Consider the following 25,119-nt stretch of genomic DNA (forward strand, 5'->3'; position numbering starts at 1 on the left):
CGCTGGACCTTCGGCCAAACAGCGGCGTTCGCGCCAGAACAAAAACGGGCGCCGTAGCGCCCGCGTTGACTTGCTGGATAAAAGCACTCGCCGATCAGTCGAGCGCCAGTTCTTTTGAGCTGGTGTTGCCGCTCTCCGCAATTAGCGGATAAAGCACGCCCGCGATCACCGCCCCGATGATTGGCGCGACCCAGAACATCCACAACTGGTCCACGGCTGCGCCGCCGACAAACAGCGCCGGGCCGGTGGAACGCGCCGGATTGACCGACGTGTTGGTGACCGGAATCGAAATGAGGTGGATCAGCGTCAGGCACAGGCCGATCGCTATCGGCGCGAAGCCGGCCGGCGCGCGCTTGTCGGTTGCGCCCAGGATGACAAACAGGAAGAAGCCGGTCATCACCACCTCGCACACGAATGCCGCCGCGAGCGAGTAATGACCCGGCGAGCGATCGCCGTAGCCGTTGCTGGCGAAACCGCTGGCGACGAGATCGAATTCCGGCCTGCCCGATGCGATGACCGACAACACCAGCGCAGCCAGCACGGCGCCGACCACTTGCGCGGCGATATACGGCACGAGGTCGCGAACCGGAAAACGCCCGGCGACGGTCAGCCCGACGCTCACGGCCGGATTCAGATGACAGCCGGAAATATGGCCGATTGCATAAGCCATTGTCAGAACGGTCAAGCCGAATGCCAGTGAGACGCCGACGAAACCAATACCCAACCCGTGGACCGGGCCGGCGAAGTTCGCGGCGAGGACCGCGCTGCCGCAGCCCCCCAGCACGAGCCAGAAAGTGCCGAACAGTTCGGCGGCAAGGCGCTTTGACAACTGCATGATTGGTAATCCTAAAAAGTGCGACGCTTTGAGAACACGCACGGCTAAGCGTGCGTGTATGCCTTGAGCGCGTAATTCTAGGCAAAGACAGCCAAATTGAGTGTCAAGAATTGTCAGTGCGGAGTGGGTTTTACTATTATTGCCGCATAAAGATGCCGCTTTGCAATTCAACAACGCTTAATAATTATCAGAGGATAGATTCCTGAATGGGTATTACTGGCCATTGCGAATTTTTATAATTGCAGTTAATCTGCCGTCGAATGAGTTCTAGAAAAGGGGAGAACCGAATGTCTCAATATGCAGACCTCAAGGCGCAGATCGCCAAATTGCAGGCACAAGCAGAAGAAGCGCGGCGTACTGAAATAGACAACGTAGTCGCCGATATCCGCCAAAAGATCGCTGAATACGGTCTTTCCGCTCAGGACCTCGGCTTCGCAGTTGCCGCCAAGCGTGGACGGCCGCCCAAGAAGGCGCCGCTGCCGGCGAAATACCAGGACCCGAAATCGGGCAATACGTGGAGCGGTCGCGGAAAGCCGCCCAAGTGGATTGCCGGCAAGAATCGCGAGCGTTTTTTGATCGGCGCGCCTTGAACGGGTTGCCGCTGATGGCGAAAGTAAATTGAAGGTTAGTCGAAGCCCCTTTTTATTTTGCCGAGCTTCAATCAGGATGGAAGCGTATCCATCCCTTTAATAAGAAAGCCGCCCATCGGGGCGGCTTTTCCGTGGAAGAAGCGGGATAACTCTGATTTCCGCCTGCGCAAACGATTCACAGTGGAATTTACCTGCCATTTACCGCAAAAAGCGGAAGGCGGCAGCTATGCGCAAGAGCAGTAAGCGGCTAAAGCTGGCAGCGCAAAAAGCGGAACGCTTTTGGCCTGCCGCTTAGCCAACCGCAACCTGACGCAACACCGGGCGACGGGTCGCTTCGATCAGGGTCGAATAGCCGTCTACATAATTTTGCGCCATCGTTCGGGAACTGAAGCGGCGCTCGAATTGCGCGCGGATTTCAGTGCGCGACAATTCGTCCAGACGCTGCAGCGCGGCCACCGCGCCTTGCACGTCCTCGACGATGTAGCCCGTCACGCCGTGGTCGATCACCTCCGGTACCGAGCCGCGGTTGAACGCGATCACCGGCGTGCCACATGCCATCGACTCGATCATCACGAGGCCGAACGGCTCCGACCAGTCGATCGGGAAAAGCAACGCCTTCGCGCCGGACAGAAACTCGGGCTTCTGCGCTTCATTGATCTCGCCGACGAACTCCACGTGCGCCATCGACAGCAGCGGCTCGATCTCGCGCTTGAAGTACTCCTCGTCGACCTTGTCCACCTTGGCGGCGATCTTCAGCGGCAAACCGCTTTGTGCAGCGATTTTGATAGCTGTATCGACGCGCTTTTCGGGGCAAATACGACCGAGGAACGCCAAATACTCCGGCTTCTTGTGCGCCTGCGGCGTCAGCAACTGTTCCGGCAGGCCGTGATAAATGGTGTTGAGCCAGTTCGCCTGCGGCAGCGGCAAGCGCTGCGAATCGGAAATCGACACCACCGGCACGTTGGAGAAAGCGTCGAACACCGGTTGCAGTTCCGGCAGATCGAGGCGGCCGTGCAGCGTGGTCACGAACGGGGTGTCCATCGTGGTGAAGAGCGGGAACGGCATGTAGTCGAGGTGAAAGTGCAGCACATCGAATTCATGGGCGATCTTGCGCACTTTTTCCATCATCAGCACGTGCGGCGCCAGCGCGTCGCGGATCGTCGGGTCGAGGCGCAGCGCGCGCGGCCAGGATGCTTCCAGATTCGCGGACGTAACCGAGTCGCCGCTCGCAAACAGCGTGACATCGTGGCCGAGATCGACCAGAGCTTCGGTCAGATACGACACGACGCGTTCGGTGCCGCCATAAAGTTTCGGCGGGACGGCTTCATACAGCGGCGCAATTTGTGCGATTCGCATGCGGTTTTCTCCTGTTCACAACGGCTTCGCACAGCGGCGCTCGGTTAGAGCGAAGAGCGAATGCCTGACGGACGGTTGGGCGCGGTAAGCCGCCGCCCGGGGGTGCTCCGAACTTGCATCGGGTAATCCCTTAGCGTCCATTATCGGGATCGGCCGCGGTAATTCGAGTCATTTTTCAAACGCTTAAGGTTGTTACAGCGCGAAACACCGCCCGTTACAGGTCAATCTGGACGGCCGTCCCGATAATTGGGACGACCGTCCAGCCAAGTATCATCAAACCCGCGCAATCCGCGTGCCCGAGCTGTTCTGCCGTCTTAAGGGAGTCTTTAACGCAGTCGCGTTGCGTAGGCGTGAAAAGTCTTATAATCTTTGTCAACGCCGGGACGGTGCGCATGGTGAGTCATCGGAAACTCACCAAGTTGATCTCTGCCACACCACAATATTTAAATCGCATTACGCGTCCCACGCCCGACGCCATTTCGGTCGATTCCGCTTTTCCAAGCATTCGCCCTTGTAGGAAAAATTCCTACAACAATGACGGATTAATCCGTCAAACAGGCTGGGTGTCTCTCCGATTTTCGACCGCTTCCCCTTTCGCCACAATGCTTGCAAGACTAGGACGAGCCGATCCGCGCGGTTTCAGTGCGCGCATTCGAGCAAACGTTTCCGTAACGGCCTGACCAGCCAGATACACCCCGGGGGAATCAATGAGCGCGACAAGCGAAATGCTCAACGAGATCAGAGAAGTCAATCTGTCGTATCTCCTGCTCGCGCAGCGCCTGCTGCGCGAAGACAAGCCGATGGGCATGTTTCGCATGGGGATTTCCGACCAGCTAGCCGATGTGCTCGCCACTCTGTCGTTGGCGCAGACCGTCAAGCTGGCGGCGTCCAATCAGGTGTTGTGCCGTTTCCGTTTCGACGACCATGCGGTGTTGTCCGCGCTCGCCGACAAAGGCAAATCGAGCGCCGTGGCCCAGGCGCATTCCGCGATCCTGATGGCGAGCCAGCCCGTCGAGCAACTCGGCTAATGGCAGCCTCTCTCTCACACAAAGCGATCGGGCGGGGAGATCGGCGAGCGGATGGCCTATAAAAGCGTCGTACTCGAAGTCAGGGAAATCACCTTGGCCATCGAACTGATCGAACTTGGCGCGCGTTTGCAATTGCTGGAAGCGGAAACCAGTCTTTCGCGCGACCGGCTCATCAAGTTGCACAAGGAACTGAAAGGGGTGTCGCCGCCCAAGGGCATGTTGCCGTTTTCGACCGACTGGTTCATGACCTGGCAGCCGAACTTTCACTCATCGCTGTTCTACAACATCTACTGTTTCATGGCCGGTCATGGCGGTTGCCTGACGATCCAGTCGATCGTGAAAAGCTACCGGCTCTATCTGGAGCACGTTCAGCTGCACGACGACGAGCCGGTGATCAGCCTCACGCGCGCGTGGACGCTGGTGCGCTTCTTCGACTCCGGCATGTTGCAGATGACCGCCTGTTGCCGTTGCGGTGGACGTTTTGTCGCACACGCGCACGATCCGCAGCATGCGTTCGTGTGCGGGCTGTGCCAGCCGCCATCGCGGGCGGGTAAGACAAAGAAATTCGCCGACGCCCGGGCCCGCGAGAGTCTCGCTGCGCTCGCGGTCTGAGCGCCGCCGCGGCGGGCGGCTCACAGCGCGGGCCGCTGGTTTTCCGTCCCGCGGGCGGCGTGGGCCGCCGGACAGGGTTCCCGGCCATCCTGTGGGCCAGCGCCGCAGCTATCCTCGCGACGGCTCTAGCCGAGCGAGCCCCGTCCGTCCTCGCTGCGCGCCTCTGGTTTACACCAGACCATCGACCCGCTTTTCCACCAAAGTTTTCTGCTCCGTTGCCGTAAACCAGATTAACGACGGTTACCGTCGCTTCTTTGTGAGGGCTCGGCAGTGCTGATTTTCGTGGGAACACTCGTGACGCTTTTGTCCGTTTTCGGCGGTTACGCGCTGGAAGGCGGCCATCTCGGCGCGCTGCTGCAGCCCGTTGAAGTGCTGATGATCGTCGGCGCTGGCGTCGGCGCGTTCATTCTCGGAAACGGAATGAAGACCATCAAGGCGACGCTGCGCGTCATTCCGACCCTCTTCAAGGGCGCGAAGTACAACAAGGACGTCTACATGGAGCTGATGGCGCTCCTCTACGTCCTGCTGGCCAAGGCGCGCAAGGAAGGCACGCTGACGCTGGAAGCCGATATCGACGATCCGTCGAAGAGTCCGATCTTCACCCAGTACCCGAAGATTCTCGCCGACCATCACATCATCGAGTTTCTGACCGACTACCTGCGTCTGATGGTCGGCGGCAACATGAACGCGTTCGAGATCGAAAGCCTGATGGACGAGGAGATCGAGACGCATCACCACGAAGGCGAAGCGCCCGCGCATGCGCTGACCAAGGTCGGCGACGCGATGCCGGCGTTCGGCATCGTGGCGGCGGTGATGGGCGTGGTGCACACCATGGCCTCGGCCGACAAGCCGCCAGCGGTGCTCGGCGAGATGATCGCGCAGGCGCTGGTCGGCACCTTCCTCGGCATTCTGCTTTCGTACGGGCTGATCAGCCCGCTCGCGAGCGTCGCCGAACAGCGCGTGACCGAGTCGACCAAGATGTTCCAGTGCATCAAGGTGACGATCCTGGCAAGCCTGAACGGCTACGCGCCCGCGATTGCCGTCGAGTTCGGCCGCAAGGTGCTCTTCTCGACCGAACGCCCGTCGTTCGCCGAGCTGGAAGAGCACGTGCGCCGCGTCAAGGCCAAGTAATCAGAGCGCGCCCGGAACCGAACCGATGAGCAAGGACAAAGACCGCGCGATCGTCGTCAAGCGCTCCGCGCCGAAGAAATCCGGCCACCACGGCGGCGCGTGGAAGCTCGCTTACGCGGACTTCATGACCGCGATGATGGCGTTCTTCCTGCTGATGTGGCTGCTGAGTTCGGCGTCCACCGTGCAGTTGAAGGGCATCGCCGATTACTTCAACCAGCCGTTGAAGATCACGCTGTGGGGCGGCGACCGCAGCGCCGAGGACTCGAGCATTTTGAAGGGCGGCGGCCGCGATATCTCGACCGACGCGCAAGGCGTGACGCGCTCCACCGACGGCTCGAGCAGCCGCTCCGAGCGCTCCGTCTCGCACAACAACGAAGACTCGATGAAGCAGTTGCAAGGCGAGCTGGAGCGTCGCGAACAGGTCCGCCTGCACGACCTCCAGGTCAAGCTGATGGCAGCGATCGAAGCGAACCCGGTGCTGCGCCAGTTCAAGCAGCAGATCCGCATCGACTCGACGCTGACCGGCTTGCGCATCGAAATCGTCGACTCGCAGAAGCGGCCGATGTTCGCGACCGCGAAAGACCAGGTGGAGCCGTACATGCGCGACATCCTCCGCGAAATCGGCCACACGCTGAACGACGTGCCGAACCGCATCATCGTGCAGGGGCACACCGACGCCGCGCAGTACGCGGGCGGCGAAAAGGGCTACAGCAACTGGGAACTGTCCGCGGACCGCGCCAATGCGTCGCGCCGCGAGCTGATCGCGGGCGGCATGGACGAGGCGAAGGTGATGCGCGTGCTCGGCCTCGCGTCGACGCAGAACCTGAACAAGACGGACCCGATGGACCCGGAGAACCGCCGCATCAGCATCATCGTGCTGAACAAGAAGTCGGAGGAGGCGTTGAATCACGACGACTCCACCACGACCACCTTGTCGGACGACGCAGCCGGCTCCAAGCCGCTGCTGCAAAGACTTGCGCAACCGATGACGGTTGCACCGAAGGTGCCGGCGGCAGCGCCGGCGACCCAGTAACAGACAGCGATCGCCTGGCCCGATCACGCGCCCCACTGGCGCGGACGGCCGGCGATCCCGAGCGTGAAGCGCAGCGAGGTTTTCATGATCAGGCACATCTTGGCAGTCGACGATTCGGCATCGATGCGGCAAATGCTTGCCGCGACGCTGACGACGGCCGGCTATGAGGTGACGCTCGCGGCGGACGGCGACGACGGGCTCGAAAACGCGCTCGCGATGTCGTTCGACCTCGTACTCACCGACCAGCACATGCCCGGCAAAACCGGCCTCGATCTGATCACCGCGCTGCGCGGCAACCCGGCTTACCTGGCGACGCCCATCCTCGTCCTCACGACGGAATCGGGCGAGCCGTTCAAGGCGGCGGCGCGGGCGGCGGGCGCGACCGGCTGGATCGAAAAGCCGCTCGACCCCGACATGCTGACCGAACTGGTGGCGGCATTGGCCGAATCAGATTCCGCGTAAGCGCCACTCATAGACACGTTATAGAAAGCTCTCGACGCGGCGGCACGCTAGCCACGCCTAGACAGGAACTCTCGCGGTGACCCAGGCATGACACTCGACATCACTCAGTTCTATCAGACGTTTTTCGACGAAGCGGACGAACTGCTCGCGCAGATGGAGCAGTTGCTGCTCAATCTGGATATCGCTCACCCGGACCCGGAAGACCTCGCGGCGATTTTCCGCGCGGCGCATTCGATCAAGGGCGGCGCGGCGACCTTCGGCTTTACCGCGCTGACGGAGACGACCCACATTCTGGAATCGCTGCTCGATCGCGCGCGCAACAACGAACTCGTGCTGCGCATGGACATGATCGACACGTTCCTCGAAACCAAGGACGTGCTGTCCGGCCAGCTCGCCGACTATCGCGCGAGCGCCGAGCCGGATGCGGCGGTGGCGCGCGCAATCTGCGCGAAGCTCGAACGGTTGAATGCGGAGAGTCTTTCCGGCGGTGCGCCCCAGACGGCGGCGCCGGTTGCAGCACAGGCGGCAGCAGTGGCAGCACAACGCGGTAGCCCGCCCGAGCACGTCGTCGAACAGGCGGTGCAGGTGGCGGGTGAATGGACTGACGGCGAACCGGCACAGACCGGGCAAGCCGGGGGGGCGGGCGCGGTCGACGGCAACGCCGACGACACCGGCCCTCATCTGAAAATCACGCTACGGGGCGTTGGTGAGAAGGACCAGGATCTGCTGGCCGAAGAGCTCGGCAACCTGGGCAACATCGTCGGGCAGGTCAAGAGCGGCGGCGATCTGATGCTGTGGCTCGCGACCGATGTGACCTCCGACGACATCATCGCCGTGTGCTGTTTCGTGATCGACGAAAGTCAGATCTCGATCGGCCGCGGCAACGCACCGGCGAACGACACGCAGCAAGGCGAACCTGGAACGCCCGACGCTGCCGCCTCGTCCCCGGCGCAAGCAACACGTGCGGCTCATGCGGAGCACGCGGCATCTCCGGCACCGGCGGCCGGCATCGCCGCGCCCTCCAGTACGGCCGCGCAGGGGCTGTTCGACGCACCGGCCAGCGCGCCGGCAGCGCCGGCGCCCGCCGCGCTCCAGCAGGCGGTGGCGCACAGCCCGGCGGCGTCTGGGGCGGCGCACGCGGCGCCTGCGGCATCCGGCGCGGCCGCCGACCACGACCGCAAGGCGGCCCGTCCGGCCGCTGCCGCAGCGGGCGCGGAAGGCAGCTCCATTCGCGTCGGCGTCGAAAAGGTCGATCAACTGATCAACCTGGTCGGCGAACTGGTGATCACGCAGGCGATGCTCGCGGAAACCACCAGCACGTTCGACCCCGCGCTGCACGACCGGCTCTTCAACGGCATGGCGCAGCTCGAACGCAACGCGCGCGATCTGCAGGAAGCCGTGATGTCGATCCGCATGATGCCGATGGACTACGTGTTCAGCCGCTTCCCGCGTCTGGTGCGCGACCTGGCGGCGAAACTCGGCAAGGAAGTGGAACTCGTCACCTTCGGTCAGGCGACCGAACTCGACAAGAGCCTCATCGAACGGATCATCGATCCGTTGACTCACCTCGTGCGCAACAGTCTCGACCACGGCATCGAGACCGTGGAAGCGCGGCGCGCGGCGGGCAAGGAATCGACCGGCCAGCTGGTGCTGTCGGCGGCGCATCACGGCGGCAACATCGTGATCGAAGTCAGCGACGACGGCGCGGGCCTGCGCCGCGACAAGATTCTCGCGAAGGCGGCCAAGCAAGGCATGCAGGTCAGCGAAACGATGTCCGACGAAGAAGTCTGGAACCTGATTTTCCTGCCGGGCTTCTCGACGGCGGAACAGGTCACCGACGTGTCGGGGCGCGGCGTCGGCATGGACGTGGTCAAGCGCAACATCCAGTCGATGGGCGGTCACGTCGAAATCACCTCGCATGCCGGCAGGGGCAGCACCACGCGCATCGTTCTGCCGCTCACGCTGGCGATTCTCGACGGCATGTCGGTGAAAGTAGGCAACGAGATCTTCATTCTGCCGCTGAACTTCGTGATGGAGTCGCTGCAGCCGCAAGCCGACGACATCTACACGGTGGCCAACGGTGAGCGCGTGGTGCGCGTGCGCGGCGAATATCTGCCGCTCGTCGCGTTGCACGAAGTGTTCAACGTGGAGGACGCGAAGCAGGAACCGACGCAAGGCATCGTCACCATCATGCAAACAGAAGGGCGCCGCTTTGCGATGCTGATCGACGAGCTGGTGGGGCAGCAGCAGGTGGTCGTGAAGAATCTGGAAACGAACTACCGCAAGGTGCACGGCATTTCCGCCGCCACCATTCTCGGCGACGGCAGTGTCGCGCTGATCGTGGACGTGGCGGCGCTGAACCGCGAAACGCGCAACGCGCACAGCGCGATGAGCCTCGCATGATCACCGTGACGCTCGCACGACGCACAGCATTCGCAACATTCATTCAACTCATTTCATCCCAACCGTTTGGGGGCTAACGTGGCAGAAGTCCAATCCATCAATTCGAGCGGTGCGAACGCGAGCGGTACGAATAGCCGCCGCGATGCGCAGCAGGCGGACGCTGGCGGTCAGGAATTCCTCGTCTTCACGCTCGGCGCCGAAGAGTACGGCATCGACATTCTCAAAGTGCAGGAAATCCGCGGCTACGACAACGTGACGCGGATCGCCAATGCGCCCGAGTTCATCAAGGGCGTGATCAATCTGCGCGGCATCATCGTGCCGATCGTCGACATGCGCATCAAGTTCCATCTGGGCCGCGTCGAGTACGACCATCAGACGGTCGTGATCATCCTGAACGTCGCGCATCGCGTGGTCGGGATGGTGGTGGACGGCGTATCGGACGTGCTGACGCTCGCCACCGACCAGATCATGCCGGCGCCGGAATTCGGCGCGACGCTGACGACCGAGTACCTGACGGGTCTCGGCACAGTCGACGGCCGCATGCTGATTCTGATGGACATCGAAAAGCTGATGACCAGCCGTGAAATGGCGTTGATCGAAACGCTCGGCGGTTGAGCGGAAAACAGCGGGAAAACAGCGGCAAATCGCGAACGAGAGATAGGCAAGGGAGCGTCAAGATGCTGAGCAGGTGGTCGATCCGCACGTCGTTGACGATGGTGGGGGTCCTTCTGGTTGCGCTGACCGTGGTGGTCGGCGCGCTTGGGCTAACGGCGCTGAATCGCGCGAGCCAGTCGCTCGACCGCATCGCGCGCGGCGACCTGGTGGCGATTGATGCAATCGACGACGCGGGCTCGTATCTGCTGCGTTCGCGGATCGCGGTGGACCGCTTCAACACGTTGTCGGCCGCGGGCAACGCCGACGAGGCGAAGAAAGCGATTGACCGCGCCCAGGAACTGCTGGCGCGGGGCAACCAGAGCTGGCAGACCTATCTCGACGCGCCCAAGCCCGGCATCGATCAGGCGCTGCTCGACGACGTGCTCGCCAAACGCACGACGGTGATGCGCGACGGCGTGGAGCCGGAATTCGCGGCGCTGAACGCGAACGACATGGCCGCCTACCACGCGGTCGCCGATACGAAGATCAGCCCGATGTTCATCGCGTACGACGCGGCGGCGGCCGCGGTCGTCAAGGCGTTGCAGAAGAGCGTGATGGACCAGCAGGCGAACGCACAAGCGAACGCGTCGCTGATGATGACTCTGATCGTCGCGGTGACGGTTCTCGCATTGCTGATGGTGGTGGGCCTCCGCGTCGCGCTGCGCGGCCTGATCGTGCAGCCGCTGAAAGACGCGACGGCCTGCTTCGAGCGGATCGCGTCGGGCGATCTGTCCGAGCCGATCGAGGTGTACAGCCGCAATGAAATCGGCCGGTTGTTCGACGGCATCAAGCGGATGCAGGAAAGCCTCGCGACGATGGTGAAGGCGGTTCACAGCAGCGCGGAGTCGATCGACACCGGCGCGCGTGAAATCGCGATGGGCAACACCGATCTGTCGCAACGCACCGAACAGCAGGCCGCGTCGCTGCAGGAAACCGCGTCGAGCATGGAGCAGTTGACCGGCACCGTGCGGCAGAACACCGAGAATGCGCGCCAGGCGAGCCAGCTCGCCGTCAACGCGTCGGACATCGCCACGCGCGGCGGCGCCGTGGTGAGCCAGGTCGTCACGACGATGCAGGGCATCGCGACCAGTTCGAACAAGGTCGTCGACATCATCGGCGTGATCGAAGGCATTGCGTTTCAGACCAATATTCTCGCGCTGAACGCGGCGGTCGAAGCCGCGCGCGCCGGCGAACAGGGCCGCGGTTTCGCGGTGGTGGCAGGCGAAGTGCGCAGCCTCGCGCAGCGCAGCGCGAGCGCCGCGAAGGAAATCAAGGAACTGATCGGCGATTCGGTCGACAAGGTGCAAAGCGGTTCGACGCTGGTCGGCCGCGCCGGCGCGACGATGGACGAGATCGTGCAGGCGGTGCGCCGCGTGACCGACATCATGGGCGAAATCAGCGCGGCGTCCGAGGAGCAGTCGGGCGGCATCGAGCAGGTGAATCGCGCGGTCGTGCAGATGGACGAAGTCACGCAGCAGAATGCCGCGCTGGTCGAACAGGCGGCGGCTGCGGCGGCGTCGCTCGAAGATCAGACGCGTCAGTTGCAGACGGTCGTGGACGGCTGGAAGGTGGCCGGCACTCAGACGCGCGGCGGCTCGGCAGCCGTGCGACCGCAGGCGGCGGCGCGTGTGAATGGCGGTGCGGGCCGGCCGTCCGTGAAAGCCGGGGCGCATCCGGTGGCAAGCAACGCAAACGCGGCGAGCGTGGTAAACGCGGCGAGCGTGGAGAGCGGGAACAGCGCGGCATCGTCCGCGAACTCCGCGCCGGCTTCGGCTAACCACGATGCAGGCGCGCGCGTCGAACCGGCGCTCAAACCGAAGACGCCTCGCGCCGCTACCCAGCCCGTTGCACGCCCGGCTCTCGCGAGCCCGGCCGCAGCCAGCGCGGACGCGGCTTGGGAAACGTTCTAGAAAGTGGCACAAAGACATGCAGTCATTCGGCTTCTCGCCCGTTGATGGGCGAATCATCGAAACACGCTGGTATGGCGTGTCGCGGGCCGACTGCGTGTTCGCAGACCTCGCGGGAGGGCGCGACCCCGCGAACACAATTGGTACTGGCCAGGAGTCCGCTTCGGGTGGCAAACGGAATGGCTCGTATTGCAGGCAGGCATTCACATGATGACAACGCGCGCACAGCAACGTCCCCAACGGGCAAGTCCCGAACGGGCACGTCCCGAACGGGCAAGTCCTGAACGGGCAAGTCCTGAACGGGCGGACCCGGGCAAGCCGTCTGACCAGGCACGGGATTTCGAATTCACGCCTGCGGATTTCTCGCGCATCCGCGAACTGATTCATCGCGGCGCGGGCATTTCGCTGTCGGACCACAAGCGCGACATGGCGTACAGCCGCCTCGCGCGCCGCTTGCGCGCGCGCGGCCTCGACACCTTCCGGCAGTATCTCGATCTGCTCGAAGCGGAAAACGATCCGGCCGAGTGGGAAGCGTTCACCAATGCGTTGACCACCAACCTCACCGCGTTCTTCCGCGAAGCGCACCACTTTCCGATCCTCGCCGACTTCGTGCCGCGTCGCGCACAGCCGGTTTCAGTATGGTGCTCGGCGGCATCGACCGGCGAGGAGCCGTATTCGATCGCGATGACGCTGATCGAAGCGCTCGGCGACAGCGGCGCGCGCCAGGCCGCGGTGCTCGCCACCGATATCGACACCCAGGTGCTTGCGAAAGCCGAAGCCGGCGTATACCAGTTCGACCAGGTGAAGCACCTGTCGCCCGAGCGGCTCAAGCGCTTCTTTCTGAAGGGCACCGGCGCGCATGCGGGCATGGTGAAGGTGCGCCCCGAAGTGCGCGCGTTGGTGCGCTTCGAACAACTGAACCTGACCGACCGCGATTACCAGTTGCGCTCGCAGTTCGACGCGATTTTCTGCCGCAACGTGATGATCTATTTCGACAAGCCGACGCAAGCGCAAGTGCTCGCGCGCTTCGAGCCGCTGATGAAAGCGGGCGGCCTGCTGTTTGCCGGTCACTCGGAGAACTTCACGTACGTGACGCAGGCATTCAAGCTGCGCGGCCAGACCGTCTACGAGTTGACGCGCGACGTGGCCGGCGCGCGCACGCCGCCGCGCGCAATCGGCACGGCGAGCGCGGCGGCGCATCACACGGCGAGCGGGGTGGCGGCATGAGCAGCGCCCTGCCGATCGCTTCCAACCTGTACTACGACAACCACTTCCAGCGCCCCGGCGTAAAGCTGTTGCCCAACGAGTTCTACACCACCCACGAAGACATGGTGCTGGTCACCGTGCTGGGTTCGTGCGTGGCGGCCTGCATCCAGGACCGCACGGCGGGCATCGGCGGAATGAATCATTTCATGCTGCCCGACGACGGCGCGGATGTCGGGCAAGCCGCATCGGATTCGATGCGCTACGGCTCGTACGCGATGGAAGTGCTGATCAACGAACTGATCAAGGCCGGCGGTCGGCGCGAGCGCTTCGAGGCGAAGGTGTTCGGCGGCGGCGCGGTGCTCGCCGGCATGACGACGATGAACATCGGCGACCGCAACTCGGAGTTCGTGCGCCGCTATCTGGCGCTCGAAAAGATCCGCATCGTCGCCGAAGATTTGCAAGGCTCGCATCCGCGCAAGGTCGCCTACATGCCCCGCACCGGCCAGGTGATGGTCAAGAAACTGCGCCTGCAACAGGAAGCGGGCGTGGCCGAGCGGGAACAGGCGCTGGTCCGGCAAAGCGCCGAAGCGCGCGCCGAGCGGCTCGCGGCGGCGCGCAAGCGCGTCGAGCTGTTCGCGGCGCCGGCCGCCGCGCGGCCGAGAATCGAACTGTTCGGCGCGAGCCCGCGCGCCCTTAATTCAAACAACGCCAGAACCACAGAGGAGGCGTGAGCGCTGTGCAAAAGATCAAAGTACTGTGCGTCGACGATTCGGCGCTGATCCGCAGCCTGATGACCGAGATCATCAACGGCCAGCCGGACATGACGGTCGTGGCGACCGCACCCGATCCGCTGGTCGCGCGCGAACTCATCAAGCAGCACAACCCGGACGTGCTGACGCTCGACGTCGAAATGCCGCGCATGGACGGCCTCGACTTCCTCGAGAAGCTGATGCGTCTGCGGCCCATGCCGGTCGTAATGGTGTCGTCGCTGACCGAGCGCGGCAACGAAATCACGCTGCGTGCGCTGGAGCTGGGCGCGGTCGATTTCGTCACCAAGCCGAAGGTCGGCATTCGCGACGGCATGCTCGACTACTCGGAAAAGCTCGCCGACAAGATTCGCGCGGCGGCCCGCGCGCGCGTACGCCAGGCCGCGCCGTTGCAGCATGCGGCCGCGCAGGCCGCGCATGCGCCGGCGGGCGCCGCGCCGCTGTTCAATAATCCGCTGCTCAGTACCGAGAAGCTGATCATCGTCGGCGCGTCGACGGGCGGCACCGAAGCGATCCGCGAAGTGCTGGTGCCGCTGCCGCCGGATGCACCCGCCGTGCTGATCGCGCAGCACATGCCGCCGGGGTTTACGAAATCTTTTGCGCAACGCCTCAATGGTTTGTGCCGGATTACCGTTAAAGAAGCAGAGCACGGCGAACGCGTGCTGCCTGGTCATGCGTATATCGCGCCCGGCCACGCGCATCTGCTGCTGGCGCGCAGCGGCGCGAACTACATCGCGCATCTGTCGGACGAGCCGCCGGTCAACCGGCATCGTCCGTCGGTCGACGTGCTGTTCCGCTCCGCCGCGCAGCATGCGGGCAAGAACGCGGTCGGCGTGATCCTGACCGGAATGGGACGCGACGGCGCCACCGGGCTGCTGGAGATGAAAAAAGCAGGGGCCTACACCCTTGCACAGGACGAGGCGAGCTGTATCGTTTTCGGCATGCCGCGCGAAGCGATTGCGCTCGGCGCGGCGGACGAGATCGCGGCGCTGCCGGAAATGAGCCGGCGCGTGATGGCGCGTTTGTCGTCGATGGGCGATCGCGTGCAGCGGGTATGATGCGGGCCGGATAGTTTGAGGCGGTCAAGCGCCGCAACATGGAACAAGCAAAGGGAATGAAATGGATAAGGGAATGAAGATTCTGGTGGTTGACGACTTTCCGACGATGCGCCGGATCGTCCGCAATCTGCTCAAGGAGCTGGGCTACTCGAACGTCGACGAAGCGGAAGACGGCCAGGCCGGTCTCGCGCGTTTGCGCGGAGGTACCTACGACTTCGTGATCTCCGACTGGAACATGCCGAACCTCGACGGTCTGGCCATGCTCAAGGAAATCCGCGCCGACGCCAACCTCACGCATCTGCCGGTGCTGATGGTGACGGCCGAATCGAAGAAGGAAAACATCATCGCGGCGGCGCAGGCCGGCGCGAGCGGTTACGTCGTCAAGCCGTTCACCGCCGCGACGCTCGACGAGAAGCTCAACAAGATTCTCGAGAAGATGGCGAAAGCCGGGAGCTGACGTGACTCTGCCGACCCAAGCGCCTCACGCCGAAGCGGTCAGCGAGAGCAGCGACTTCGCGTCCGACCGCATTCTCGCCCGCATCGGACAACTGACGCGCACGCTGCGCGATTCGATGCGTGAGCTCGGGCTCGACAAGCATGTCGAGCGCGCGGCCGAAGCCGTGCCCGATGCTCGCGACCGTCTGAAATACATCGCGGACATGACCGAGCAGGCCGCCGAGCGCGTATTGTCGGCGATCGACGTCGCCAAGCCGGTCCAGGAGCAGTTGCAAAAGGACGCGGGCGAACTCGACGCGCGCTGGGAGCAGTGGTACGCGGCGCCGATCGAGCGCGAGGAAGTGCGCGCACTGATGAACGACACGCGCACCTTCCTGCGCGGCGTGCCGGCGGCGACCAGCGCGACCAATGCGCAACTGATGGAGATCATGTTGGCGCAGGACTTCCAGGATCTGACGGGCCAGGTGATCAAGAAGATCACGGACGTCGTGTACCTGATCGAGCAGCAGTTGCTCGGCGTGCTGGTCGAGAACATCGCGCTCGAACGGCGCGAGCAGTTCGCGGCGAACGCGGCGGCGCTGGCAGCCGAAGTGTCGTCGACCGGCAGCCCCGAACATCTGCTGAACGGTCCGCAGATCAATCCGGAAGGCAAGGCGGATGTGATGCAGGACCAGTCGCAGGTTGACGATCTGCTCGCCAGCCTCGGCTTCTGACGCGGCCGGACGCCTCGTCGCGCAAGCTCGCCGCGCGCAACTGCGTCACACCATCGGCGCGCGGTTTCATCAGACAACCGTCCGGACGCCGCGCGCGGCCCGGATGGATGGCAAGCCACGCCCGCGCGTGCGCTTGCTGTCTCCCGACACGAACCACAGGCATACTACGGTCTCGAGCAGCGGCACTCCGCTCCGGCAATGAGCGTTCGCCGGCCGGTGGCACGGTGAAGAGGCTCCTTCCCGGGTGCGACCGCAGCAGTGCCGTATCATCTGCGTACACCCAGCAGGTTCGCGCGGCTCGCCGCGAGCCTGGCCATAGTTCGGGAGGAGCATTGCCATGTGGAGTCGTGTACGCCGCGCCGGGATCGTTCCGGCGCTACTAGCCTTATTCTGTTCGTTGTCCGCCGTGCAGCCCGCTCAAGCGGCGTTGGGGGGCGCCCCGATGACGCCGCCCTCGGACTCGTCGGTTTCTTCCCGCATCGTCCAGCCTGCCGCAAGCGCGGCCAATTCCGCGCAGGGCGTGATGCGCTCGGCATCGAGCGCCGCGTCTTCCACGTCGGCTTCCGCGTCCTACACCGTGCGTGAAACCACGCTCGGCAACGGCACCGTGGTCCGCGAATATCTCGCCGCTGACGGCGCTGTGTTCGGCATCGCGTGGCGCGGCCCGCAAATGCCGGATCTGAACGATTTGCTCGGCACCTATTTCCCGCAATACGTGGCGGGCGTGAAGGCCGCGCGCGCGGCACGCGGCGGCGGCCACGGCCCCGTCAGCGTCGATCAGAGCGGTCTCGTGGCGCGTTCCGGCGGCCATATGGGCGCGTTCAGCGGTCAGGCGTGGCTGCCGTCCGCGCTGCCCGCCGGCGTCAGCGGCTCCGACATCCAGTAATGGCAAGGACGACCATGCGACCCATCCATATTGGTGTGAATCTCAAAGACCGGCTGCGCGCCGCGCTGGCCGTCGCGCTGCTGGCAACCCTCGCCGCGTGCGGTGGCGGCGGAGACAGCGGCAGCTCCAGCAACAATTCGTCGAGCATCCTGAACGGCGGTTCGCTGCCGGCCAGCCCGACCCAGCAGCCGATCGCCGCGACCGCCGCGAACACCGTGCCGATCACGGTCGGCAGGGGCGTGAACGGCGTCATCAACATTCCGTCGGTCAGTGTGACCATTTGCCCGCCCGGCTCGACGGCGGGCTGCCAGACCGTCAACAACATCCAGCTCGACACCGGTTCGTTCGGACTGCGGGTGGTCGGCTCCGTGCTCCTTCCAACGGTGCTCAACGCGTTGCCGCCCAGCGCCGTGGGCAGTAACAACGCGCAGCTCGCCGAGTGCGCGACCTTCGCCGATGGCTTCACTTGGGGCACGGTGCGCACCGCGACCATCACGATCGGCGGCGAGACCACGGCAACCGCCGTCCCGATCCAGATCATCGGCGACAAGGACGCGAGCACGGTGCCCGCGAGCGGTTGCGGCGGCGGGTCGGCGGAAAACACGGTCAACGATCTGGGCGCCAACGGCATACTCGGCGTTGGCACCGCGCCCAGCGATTGCGGCGCGACCTGCGCGAACCTGGCAACCGCCGTCAACTTCAGCAACTACTTTGCGTGTCCGGGCGGAACGTCGTGTACCCGTACCGCCGTGCCGCTCAATCAGCAGGTCGCGAATCCGGCGGCGAACTTCGCGGCCGACAACAACGGCTTGATCGTACAGATGCCGCCCGTGCCGGACGCCGGCACAGCTTCGGCCACCGGCACGCTGGTGTTCGGGATCAACACACAGTCGAACAATGCGCTCGGCGGGGCGCAGGTCTTCACCACCGACCCGTTTGGCGACCTCAACAACAGCACGTTCAACGGCACGAAGGTGCAGGCGTTCCTCGATTCAGGCTCGAATGCCTACTTCTTCACCGATAGCTCGCTCGCCCAGTGCGGCAGTAATTTCGCGGGCTTCTATTGCCCGTCGTCCGCACAAACCCGCTCGATTACGCTGGTCGGCTTGAACAAGGTGACGACGAACGCGAGCATCGGCATTCTCAGCGCGGCCACGCTGTTCAACAACCCCAGCAACTACGCGTTCAACAACCTCGCCGGACAGATCGGCGGCAACAGCAGCTTCGACCTCGGTCTGCCGTTCTTCTATGGCCGTCACGTGTACTACGGCTTCGACAAGACCTCGGGCGGCGGCCAGTCGCCTTTCGTCGCCTTCTGACGCGTAGCGCCAGGGTCGAAGCCAACGCCAGTGCCGCCTGCGCGAAACGCGCGGGCGCCTCGCGCTCATCCGTCGAAATACCCCCCTTTCTCCGCCCTTATCCGCCGATCGCCGCTTGCGTCGAGCGGGAATAATCGCTCTCACTGGAAAGAGGCGCCTTGCCTCGGCCGACTGGAGAGCTTGTGTGGCAGAGGACAGCGACCTCGAAAAAACCGAATCAGCCACTCCCCGGCGCCTGCAGAAGGCGCGCGAGGAAGGGCAGATCGTGCGCTCGCGGGAACTGTCGACGTTCGCGCTGCTGGCGGCGGGGTTCTATGGCGCGTGGGGGATGTCCAGCAGTATCGGCGAGCATTTGCAGAACATGCTGCGTGCGTCGCTCACGTTCGACCACGCCAGCAGTTTCGAGACCAGCCGGATGCTGATCGGCGCGGGCGCCGCGAGCCGCGAAGGCCTGTATGCGCTGCTGCCGGTCCTTGGCTTCACGGGCCTCGCCGCGCTGCTCGCGCCGCTGGCGCTGGGCGGCTGGCAACTGTCGGCAAAAGGGTTCGAAGCGAAGTTCAACCGGCTCGATCCGATTGCAGGCTTCGGCCGGATGTTTTCGATCAACGGGCCGATCCAGCTCGGCATGTCGCTCGCGAAGACGCTGGTGGTGGGGATCATCGGCGGCACGGCGATCTGGAATCGCCGTGAAGAAATTCTCGCGCTCGCCACCCAGCCGCTGCATCTCGCGCTCGCCAATTCCATGCATCTGATCGCCGTGTGCTGCGGGATGACGGTGGCCGGCATGTTCGCGGTGGCGGCGCTGGATGTGCCGTACCAACTTTGGCAGTTTCACAAGAAGCTGCGCATGACGAAGGAAGAAGTGAAGCGTGAGCATCGCGAAAGCGAAGGTGATCCGCACATCAAGGGCAAGATTCGCCAGCAGCAGCGCGCCATTGCGCGTCGCCGGATGATGTCGGAGGTGCCGAAGGCGGACGTAGTGGTGACCAACCCGACGCACTTCGCGGTCGCGCTGCAATACACCGACGGCGAGATGCGCGCGCCGAAGGTGATCGCCAAGGGCGTGAACCTGGTGGCCGCGCGGATTCGCGAACTGGCCGCCGAGCACAACGTGCCGCTGCTCGAAGCGCCGCCGCTCGCGCGCGCGCTGTATCACAACGTCGATCTGAACCGCGAGATTCCCGGCCCGCTGTACGGCGCGGTCGCCGAGGTGCTCGCGTGGGTGTATCAGTTGCGACGCTTCAAAACCGAAGGCGGCGCCGTGCCGGTCGCACCGACCGAGCTCGACGTGCCGGCGGAACTCGACAAGGGCGGCGTATCGGATGAAGAAGCCGATCAGGAAGTCGCCGATACGCTCAACCCCGTCAACCCCGACAACCCCGCTAACGACGACGCTTCAGGAGCCTCCGCATGAACGCTCGCGCCGGTTTCCTCGCCCGACGGCCGGATGCCCTGAGCAGCACCAATTTGCGCGCCCTCGCCGGGCCGGTGCTGATCTGCATGATCCTCGGCATGATGATTCTGCCGTTGCCGCCGTTCCTGCTGGACCTGCTGTTCACCTTCAACATCGCGCTCTCGGTGATGGTGCTGCTCGTCAGCATGTACACGATGAAGCCGCTCGATTTCGCCGCGTTCCCGAGCGTGCTGCTGTTCTCGACGCTGCTGCGCCTGTCGCTGAACGTGGCGTCCACGCGGGTCGTGCTGCTCGAAGGCCACACCGGCCCGGACGCGGCCGGCCAGGTGATCGAGTCGTTCGGGCACTTCCTCGTGGGCGGCAACTTCGCGGTCGGTATCGTCGTCTTCATCATCCTGATGGTGATCAACTTCATGGTGATCACCAAGGGCGCGGGGCGGATCGCGGAAGTGTCCGCGCGCTTCACGCTCGACGCGATGCCCGGCAAGCAGATGGCGATCGACGCCGATCTGAACGCCGGCCTCATCAACGAAGAGCAGGCCAGGAAGCGGCGTGCGGAAGTCTCGCAGGAAGCCGAGTTTTACGGCTCGATGGACGGCGCGAGCAAGTTCGTGCGCGGCGATGCGATCGCCGGTTTGCTGATCATGGTAATCAACATCGTCGGCGGGCTGATCGTCGGGATGGTTCAGCACAACATGGACTTCGCGGCGGCGGGCAAGAACTACACGCTGCTGACGATCGGCGACGGCCTCGTCGCGCAGATTCCGTCGCTGGTGATTTCGACCGCAGCGGGCGTGATCGTGTCGCGCGTCGCGACCAACGAGGACATCGGCACCCAGCTCACCGGCCAGCTGTTCACCAATCCGCGCGTGCTGATGATCACCGGTTGCATTCTCGTGCTGATGGGCCTGATTCCGGGCATGCCGCACTTCGCGTTTCTGGTGCTCGGCGGCGGTCTGATCCAGCTCGGCCGCACGATGAAAAAGCGTGCCGAGGAACGCAAGAGCAGCACGGCGCTCGTCGATGTGGCGCCGGCCGCGATGACTCCGGCCGAGAACGCCGAGGCGAGCTGGGACGACGTGACGATGATCGACGCGCTCGGCCTCGAAGTCGGCTACCGGCTGATTCCGCTCGTCGACAAGAACTCGGACGGCGAACTGCTCAAGCGGATCAAGAGCATCCGCAAGAAGTTCGCGCAGGAAATCGGTTTCCTGCCGCCCGTCATTCATATCCGCGACAACCTCGAATTGCGGCCGAACGGCTATCGCATCGCGCTCAAGGGCGTCGAGGTGGGCGCGGGCGAAGCGTATCCGGGGCAATGGCTGGCGATCAATCCCGGCCAGGTCTCGGCCGCGCTGCCGGGCACGCCGACGCAGGACCCGGCGTTCGGGCTGCCGGCCATCTGGATCGATACGAATCTGCGCGAACAGGCGCAGGTGTATGGCTACACGGTGGTCGATTCGAGCACGGTGGTCGCGACGCATCTGAATCACCTTGTGGTGACGCACGCGTCGGAGCTGCTCGGCCGCCGCGAAGTGCAGGCGCTGCTCGAACGGATGCAGAAAGACACGCCGTCGCTGGTCGACGATCTGGTGCCGAAGACGCTGCCGCTCACCACGTTGCAGAAGGTGCTGCAAAACCTGCTGGAAGAAGGCGTGCCGATCCGCGACCTGCGCTCGATTCTCGAAGCGCTGTCCGAATACACACCGAAGATCACCGACGCCCACGATCTCACCGCCGCCGTGCGACTCGCGCTGGGCCGCGCGATTACGCAGCAGTGGTTCCCCGGCACCGGCGACATGCAGGTGATGGGCCTCGATTCGAATCTGGAGCGGGTGTTGTCGCAGGCGCTCGCGACCGGCCCGAACCCGGGACTGGAGCCGGGGCTAGCGAACACGCTGCTGAACGAAACGCAGAAGGCGATGCTGCGTCAGCAGAACCTCGGCCTCGCGCCGGTGCTGCTGGTGCAGCACGCGTTGCGGCCGATGCTCGCGCGCTTCCTGCGCCGCAGCCTGCCGCAGTTGAAGGTGCTCTCGTATGCGGAAGTGCCCGATACGCGCAACGTCAAGGTGGTGAATCTGATCGGCGCGCACGGCTGACGCGCGGCATCGGCGGTTGCGGCGGTTGCGGCGCAGAACTCGCAATCCGCAGGCCGCCATTGCAGCGTTTACCGGCGCCCCTTTTGGGCGCCGGTTTTCATTTCGATGCCTTGCTTCGCATCGGCCTGCGCGGTCCCGCGCATAGGTCCGATGCCATTGAAACCGCCGCGCGGCCCCGCTCGGCAGCCCGTTCGAAACCCGCGCGCGCGTCGTACCGGCCGCTTTTCCATCGCGCGAATTGCCTACCTTTAACGGTCTTTATCCATCGATCGTCGCTCGACAGCTTTCGCAATAATTGATCTCAATGGGAAGCGGTGTGTTGCCGGTCCGTCAGTCCGTATACCTCATCGGGGGTCCAGCTTGAACATTCGTAAATTTGTCGGTGCCACCAGTCGCGATGCGCTGCGTCGGGTTCGTGAAGCGCTTGGCCCGGACGCGGTCGTGTTGTCCAATCGCACGATGGACGACGGCCGCGTCGAGATCGTCGCGCTGGCCGACAGCGATCTCGCCGCCATCACGCCGAAGGCTCGCGACCGCGCAAGCGCGGCGCTGGCCGCGCCGACGGGTTCGAATGCTGGACAGCCGCCCCTCGCCGCACCGCGCGCACTGCCGGCGAATCCGTACGCGAGCGGCATGCCCGATGTGTTCTCGTCGGTGTTCGGCGCGAGCCCGGAAGCGGGTGCCGAAACGATGTTCGCGAGCGCGCCTGCCGAGGGAGCACCGGCGAACGCGCCGAAAGCGCTGCCCCAAGCGACGGCCGCAGCCGTACCGGCGACGGCCCTGCCGGGCGCCGCAGCGAACTCCGTGCAGGGCGTCGGCCAGCAAGCTCATCAAGCGGTCGTGCAAGCGGTCGCCCAGCCGGTCCCCGCAGGCCCGAGCGCGCGTGCAGCGGCGGGGCGTCTGTCCGAAGACATCCGCGCCGATCTGCTCAAAGCCGCCGGCATGCCCGTCGCGTCGGCTGACCAGAAGGCCGAGATCGCCTCGCCGCGCACCATGGCCGAATCGAACCCGTGGCTCATCGACCACGCGCGCCGCATCGCCGCCGAACAGCAGCAAGAGCACGGCGAATACAGCGCACGCCCCGCCGCGATGACGCCGTCCGCCGCGACCGCCAAGGGACTCGGCGCCGCTGTCAAAGTCGCCAGACCCGTCGCGCAACCGGCCGCCGCCGCGCCCGCCACCGACACGCCCGAATGGGCCCGCGAAGCCGCGCAAGTCGCCGCACGCCGCACCGCGCAGAAGAACGCGCCGACGCAGCCCGCCAGCGACGACACCCGCACGCCGGCGTCGGTCGCCGAGGCGATCAAGGCGCGCATGGAGCAGGTCGTCAACGACACCGTGATGAGCGAACTGTCGTCGATGCGCGGGATGATGGAAGAACACTTCGCCGGCTTGCTGTGGGGCGAGCGTCAACGCCGCAACCCGGCGCGCGCCGAGCTCACCAAGCATCTGTTCGCCGCGGGCTTTTCCGCGCAGCTCGTGCAGATGATGATCGACAACCTGCCCGGTGACATCGACACGATGGACGGCGGCATGGACTGGGTGCGCTCGGTCCTCGAATCGAACCTGCCGGTGATGGAAGACGAAGACGCGCTGATGGAGCGCGGCGGTGTGTTCGCGCTGATGGGCCCGACGGGCGTCGGCAAGACGACCACCACCGCGAAGCTCGCCGCGCGCTGCGTGATGCGCTTTGGCGCCAGCAAGGTCGCGCTGCTCACCACCGACAGCTACCGGATCGGCGGTCACGAGCAACTGCGCATTTTCGGCAAGATTCTCGGCGTGTCGGTTCACGCGGTGAAAGACGGCGCCGACCTGCAGCTCGCGCTCTCCGAACTGCGCAACAAGCACATCGTGCTGATCGACACGATCGGCATGAGCCAGCGCGACCGCCTCGTGTCCGACCAGATCGCGATGTTGTGCCGCGCCGGTCAGCCGGTGCAGCGCCTGCTGTTGCTCAACGCGACGAGTCACGGCGATACGCTCAACGAAGTCGTGCAGGCCTATCAGCGCGCGCCGGATCAACAGCCGCTCGCCGGCTGCATCCTGACCAAGCTCGACGAAGCGACCAATCTGGGCGGCGTGCTCGATACGGTGATCCGCTACAAGCTGCCGGTGCACTACGTGTCGACCGGGCAGAAGGTGCCGGAGAACCTGTACGTCGGGACCCGCAAATTTTTGATCAAGAGCGCCTTCTGCATTCCGCGCGACAACTCGCCCTTCGTGCCGCACGACGACGACGTTCCGGGCTTGCTCTCGGCACTGTCAGCACGTTCGACCGCCGAGCTGCACGAGGTTCGCTTTGGATAAGCTCGTTTCGGATCAGGCCGAAGGACTGCGGCGGCTGCTTGCACGCAGCGGCGCGCGCGTGATTGCCGTGACGGGCGGACCGGACGGCGTGGGATGCACGACCGTGGTGGTCAATCTCGCCGCCGCGCTCGCGCAGCAGGGCAAGGATGTGCTGGTGATCGACGAATGCGTGGGCGACAGATCGGTGAGCGCGATGCTCGGCGGCTTGCGCGGCGCTGGCAATTTCTCGGCTGTGATGAGCGGCGAGATGACGCTCGACGAAGCGGCCGCACGGCACCCGCTGGGTTTTTCGGTGCTGGCCGCGTCGCGCAGCGACCGCGAAGGCCACCCGGCCCAGCAGTTCAAGGTGCTGCTCGGCGGTTCCGCGGACATCGTGCTGATCGACGCGCAACTCGACGAGCAAGGCCATCTGTCGCCATTCGCGCGGCAGGCGCACGACGTGATGGTCGTCACGCGCGTGTCGGCGCAGGCGATCACCGACGCGTATGCATGCATGAAGCGTCTGCACTACGCGCACGCGATCGCGCAGTTTCGCGTGCTGACGAATCACGTGCAGAGCGTGGCCGACGCGCACACGACGTTTGGCAACCTGGCCGGCGTGGCCGGGCGCTACCTGGCGGTGGCGCTGCAAGACGCCGGCTGCATTGCCGCCGATGCGCGGATGGCGCGAGCCCTGGAGTTGTCGCGTTGTGTCGTCGATGCTTTCCCGTCGACACCGGCTGCGCGCGACTTGCGGCAGCTCGCTGCGGAATTGCAGTACTGGCCGATGCGGCCAGCGATGTCGTCACCAACGCCACGGATGGCGCCAGCGACAGTTACAGCGGCGCAGCACGCCGACCAACCGTCCGTACAGCACGCCTGAGAGGCGGCATAAGGACAAGGG

22 protein-coding genes are annotated in these 25,119 nt (G+C 64.5%); 20 read left to right on the top strand and 2 right to left on the bottom strand.

Translation table 11 applies throughout. The features are described 5' to 3' along the window. Window positions 1-94 precede the first annotated feature (94 nt). Window positions 95-835: an aquaporin Z gene (aqpZ, locus tag PQR02_RS01735; RefSeq protein ID WP_408224485.1), complete on the bottom strand. Its 741-nt coding sequence runs from the start codon at window positions 833-835 to the stop codon at window positions 95-97. A gap of 287 nt (window positions 836-1,122) precedes the next feature. Between aqpZ and PQR02_RS01740 the strand changes: the two genes are divergently transcribed. Continuing rightward, window positions 1,123-1,425 (top strand): H-NS histone family protein, encoded by a 303-nt coding sequence (locus PQR02_RS01740; RefSeq protein ID WP_408224666.1) that lies wholly within the window; start codon window positions 1,123-1,125, stop codon window positions 1,423-1,425. Between the two features lie 291 nt (window positions 1,426-1,716). On the opposite strand, the gene PQR02_RS01745 is transcribed toward PQR02_RS01740, so the two are convergent. Next, window positions 1,717-2,781, bottom strand: a complete 1,065-nt coding sequence (locus PQR02_RS01745; protein WP_408224488.1) for a glycosyltransferase family 4 protein — start codon at window positions 2,779-2,781, stop codon at window positions 1,717-1,719. 707 nt (window positions 2,782-3,488) lie between these two features. Between PQR02_RS01745 and flhD the strand changes: the two genes are divergently transcribed. The 19 genes from flhD to PQR02_RS01840 all read left to right on the top strand — a co-directional run bounded on the left by flhD (window position 3,489) and on the right by PQR02_RS01840 (window position 25,098). Further along, entirely contained in the window at window positions 3,489-3,809 is a 321-nt protein-coding gene (gene flhD, locus PQR02_RS01750) for a flagellar transcriptional regulator FlhD (protein ID WP_408224491.1), read from the top strand. A gap of 51 nt (window positions 3,810-3,860) precedes the next feature. After that, complete coding sequence (gene flhC, locus PQR02_RS01755; protein WP_408224494.1) at window positions 3,861-4,421, top strand: flagellar transcriptional regulator FlhC; 561 nt, start codon at window positions 3,861-3,863, stop codon at window positions 4,419-4,421. Window positions 4,422-4,691: 270 nt separating this feature from the next. Further along, complete coding sequence (gene motA / locus PQR02_RS01760) at window positions 4,692-5,552, top strand: flagellar motor stator protein MotA (RefSeq protein ID WP_408224497.1); 861 nt, start codon at window positions 4,692-4,694, stop codon at window positions 5,550-5,552. 25 nt (window positions 5,553-5,577) lie between these two features. After that, window positions 5,578-6,585 carry a flagellar motor protein MotB gene (motB, locus tag PQR02_RS01765; RefSeq protein ID WP_408224500.1) on the top strand — a complete coding sequence of 336 codons (1,008 nt, stop codon included), beginning with the start codon at window positions 5,578-5,580 and terminating at the stop codon, window positions 6,583-6,585. 84 nt (window positions 6,586-6,669) lie between these two features. Further along, window positions 6,670-7,047: a response regulator gene (locus PQR02_RS01770; RefSeq protein ID WP_408224503.1), complete on the top strand. Its 378-nt coding sequence runs from the start codon at window positions 6,670-6,672 to the stop codon at window positions 7,045-7,047. Window positions 7,048-7,134: 87 nt separating this feature from the next. After that, window positions 7,135-9,450: a chemotaxis protein CheA gene (gene cheA / locus PQR02_RS01775; RefSeq protein WP_408224506.1), complete on the top strand. Its 2,316-nt coding sequence runs from the start codon at window positions 7,135-7,137 to the stop codon at window positions 9,448-9,450. 78 nt (window positions 9,451-9,528) lie between these two features. Then, on the top strand, window positions 9,529-10,065 hold the full coding sequence (locus tag PQR02_RS01780) for a chemotaxis protein CheW (protein WP_408224509.1): 537 nt from the start codon (window positions 9,529-9,531) through the stop codon (window positions 10,063-10,065). A 62-nt stretch (window positions 10,066-10,127) separates the two neighbouring features. Next, window positions 10,128-12,014, top strand: a complete 1,887-nt coding sequence (locus tag PQR02_RS01785) for a methyl-accepting chemotaxis protein (RefSeq protein WP_408224512.1) — start codon at window positions 10,128-10,130, stop codon at window positions 12,012-12,014. 204 nt (window positions 12,015-12,218) lie between these two features. Further along, window positions 12,219-13,238, top strand: coding sequence for a CheR family methyltransferase (locus PQR02_RS01790; RefSeq protein ID WP_408224515.1), 1,020 nt, complete (start codon window positions 12,219-12,221; stop codon window positions 13,236-13,238). Then, the gene (gene cheD / locus PQR02_RS01795; protein ID WP_408224518.1) at window positions 13,235-13,948 is read left to right on the top strand and encodes a chemoreceptor glutamine deamidase CheD; all 714 of its coding nucleotides are present in this window, start codon (window positions 13,235-13,237) and stop codon (window positions 13,946-13,948) included. The genes PQR02_RS01790 and cheD overlap by 4 nt, the downstream gene beginning before the upstream one ends. A gap of 5 nt (window positions 13,949-13,953) precedes the next feature. Next, the gene (locus PQR02_RS01800) at window positions 13,954-15,042 is read left to right on the top strand and encodes a protein-glutamate methylesterase/protein-glutamine glutaminase (protein ID WP_408224521.1); all 1,089 of its coding nucleotides are present in this window, start codon (window positions 13,954-13,956) and stop codon (window positions 15,040-15,042) included. 61 nt (window positions 15,043-15,103) lie between these two features. After that, the gene (gene cheY / locus PQR02_RS01805; RefSeq protein ID WP_007179968.1) at window positions 15,104-15,499 is read left to right on the top strand and encodes a chemotaxis response regulator CheY; all 396 of its coding nucleotides are present in this window, start codon (window positions 15,104-15,106) and stop codon (window positions 15,497-15,499) included. 1 nt (window position 15,500) lies between these two features. Then, window positions 15,501-16,211, top strand: coding sequence for a protein phosphatase CheZ (gene cheZ / locus PQR02_RS01810; RefSeq protein WP_408224524.1), 711 nt, complete (start codon window positions 15,501-15,503; stop codon window positions 16,209-16,211). A 337-nt stretch (window positions 16,212-16,548) separates the two neighbouring features. Next, window positions 16,549-17,097, top strand: coding sequence for a DUF2844 domain-containing protein (locus tag PQR02_RS01815; RefSeq protein WP_408224527.1), 549 nt, complete (start codon window positions 16,549-16,551; stop codon window positions 17,095-17,097). A 14-nt stretch (window positions 17,098-17,111) separates the two neighbouring features. Further along, window positions 17,112-18,416, top strand: a complete 1,305-nt coding sequence (locus tag PQR02_RS01820; protein WP_408224530.1) for a DUF3443 domain-containing protein — start codon at window positions 17,112-17,114, stop codon at window positions 18,414-18,416. 184 nt (window positions 18,417-18,600) lie between these two features. After that, window positions 18,601-19,830, top strand: a complete 1,230-nt coding sequence (gene flhB / locus PQR02_RS01825; protein ID WP_408224533.1) for a flagellar biosynthesis protein FlhB — start codon at window positions 18,601-18,603, stop codon at window positions 19,828-19,830. Then, a complete protein-coding gene (gene flhA / locus PQR02_RS01830) occupies window positions 19,827-21,929 on the top strand; it encodes a flagellar biosynthesis protein FlhA (protein ID WP_408224536.1) in 2,103 nt (700 codons plus the stop codon). Before flhB ends, flhA begins: the two co-directional genes overlap by 4 nt. 360 nt (window positions 21,930-22,289) lie before the next feature. Beyond that, window positions 22,290-24,236 carry a flagellar biosynthesis GTPase FlhF gene (gene flhF, locus PQR02_RS01835; RefSeq protein ID WP_408224539.1) on the top strand — a complete coding sequence of 649 codons (1,947 nt, stop codon included), beginning with the start codon at window positions 22,290-22,292 and terminating at the stop codon, window positions 24,234-24,236. After that, complete coding sequence (locus PQR02_RS01840; RefSeq protein ID WP_408224542.1) at window positions 24,229-25,098, top strand: MinD/ParA family ATP-binding protein; 870 nt, start codon at window positions 24,229-24,231, stop codon at window positions 25,096-25,098. The genes flhF and PQR02_RS01840 overlap by 8 nt, the downstream gene beginning before the upstream one ends. Window positions 25,099-25,119: the final 21 nt, after the last annotated feature.

This window comes from Paraburkholderia sediminicola, from assembly GCF_046026895.1.
Taxonomy (GTDB): Bacteria; Pseudomonadota; Gammaproteobacteria; order Burkholderiales; family Burkholderiaceae; genus Paraburkholderia; species Paraburkholderia sediminicola_C.

What these genes read in the sequence shown, in the direction of transcription:
- aqpZ (WP_408224485.1), bottom strand. Translation starts at nt 835, where the DNA reads ATGCAGTTGTCAAAGCGCCTTGCCGCCGAACTGTTCGGCACTTTCTGG.
- PQR02_RS01740 (WP_408224666.1), top strand. Translation starts at nt 1,123, where the DNA reads ATGTCTCAATATGCAGACCTCAAGGCGCAGATCGCCAAATTGCAGGCA.
- PQR02_RS01745 (WP_408224488.1), bottom strand. Translation starts at nt 2,781, where the DNA reads ATGCGAATCGCACAAATTGCGCCGCTGTATGAAGCCGTCCCGCCGAAA.
- flhD (WP_408224491.1), top strand. Translation starts at nt 3,489, where the DNA reads ATGAGCGCGACAAGCGAAATGCTCAACGAGATCAGAGAAGTCAATCTG.
- flhC (WP_408224494.1), top strand. Translation starts at nt 3,861, where the DNA reads ATGGCCTATAAAAGCGTCGTACTCGAAGTCAGGGAAATCACCTTGGCC.
- motB (WP_408224500.1), top strand. Translation starts at nt 5,578, where the DNA reads ATGAGCAAGGACAAAGACCGCGCGATCGTCGTCAAGCGCTCCGCGCCG.
- PQR02_RS01770 (WP_408224503.1), top strand. Translation starts at nt 6,670, where the DNA reads ATGATCAGGCACATCTTGGCAGTCGACGATTCGGCATCGATGCGGCAA.
- cheA (WP_408224506.1), top strand. Translation starts at nt 7,135, where the DNA reads ATGACACTCGACATCACTCAGTTCTATCAGACGTTTTTCGACGAAGCG.
- PQR02_RS01785 (WP_408224512.1), top strand. Translation starts at nt 10,128, where the DNA reads ATGCTGAGCAGGTGGTCGATCCGCACGTCGTTGACGATGGTGGGGGTC.
- PQR02_RS01790 (WP_408224515.1), top strand. Translation starts at nt 12,219, where the DNA reads ATGATGACAACGCGCGCACAGCAACGTCCCCAACGGGCAAGTCCCGAA.
- cheD (WP_408224518.1), top strand. Translation starts at nt 13,235, where the DNA reads ATGAGCAGCGCCCTGCCGATCGCTTCCAACCTGTACTACGACAACCAC.
- cheY (WP_007179968.1), top strand. Translation starts at nt 15,104, where the DNA reads ATGGATAAGGGAATGAAGATTCTGGTGGTTGACGACTTTCCGACGATG.
- PQR02_RS01815 (WP_408224527.1), top strand. Translation starts at nt 16,549, where the DNA reads ATGTGGAGTCGTGTACGCCGCGCCGGGATCGTTCCGGCGCTACTAGCC.
- PQR02_RS01820 (WP_408224530.1), top strand. Translation starts at nt 17,112, where the DNA reads ATGCGACCCATCCATATTGGTGTGAATCTCAAAGACCGGCTGCGCGCC.
- flhA (WP_408224536.1), top strand. Translation starts at nt 19,827, where the DNA reads ATGAACGCTCGCGCCGGTTTCCTCGCCCGACGGCCGGATGCCCTGAGC.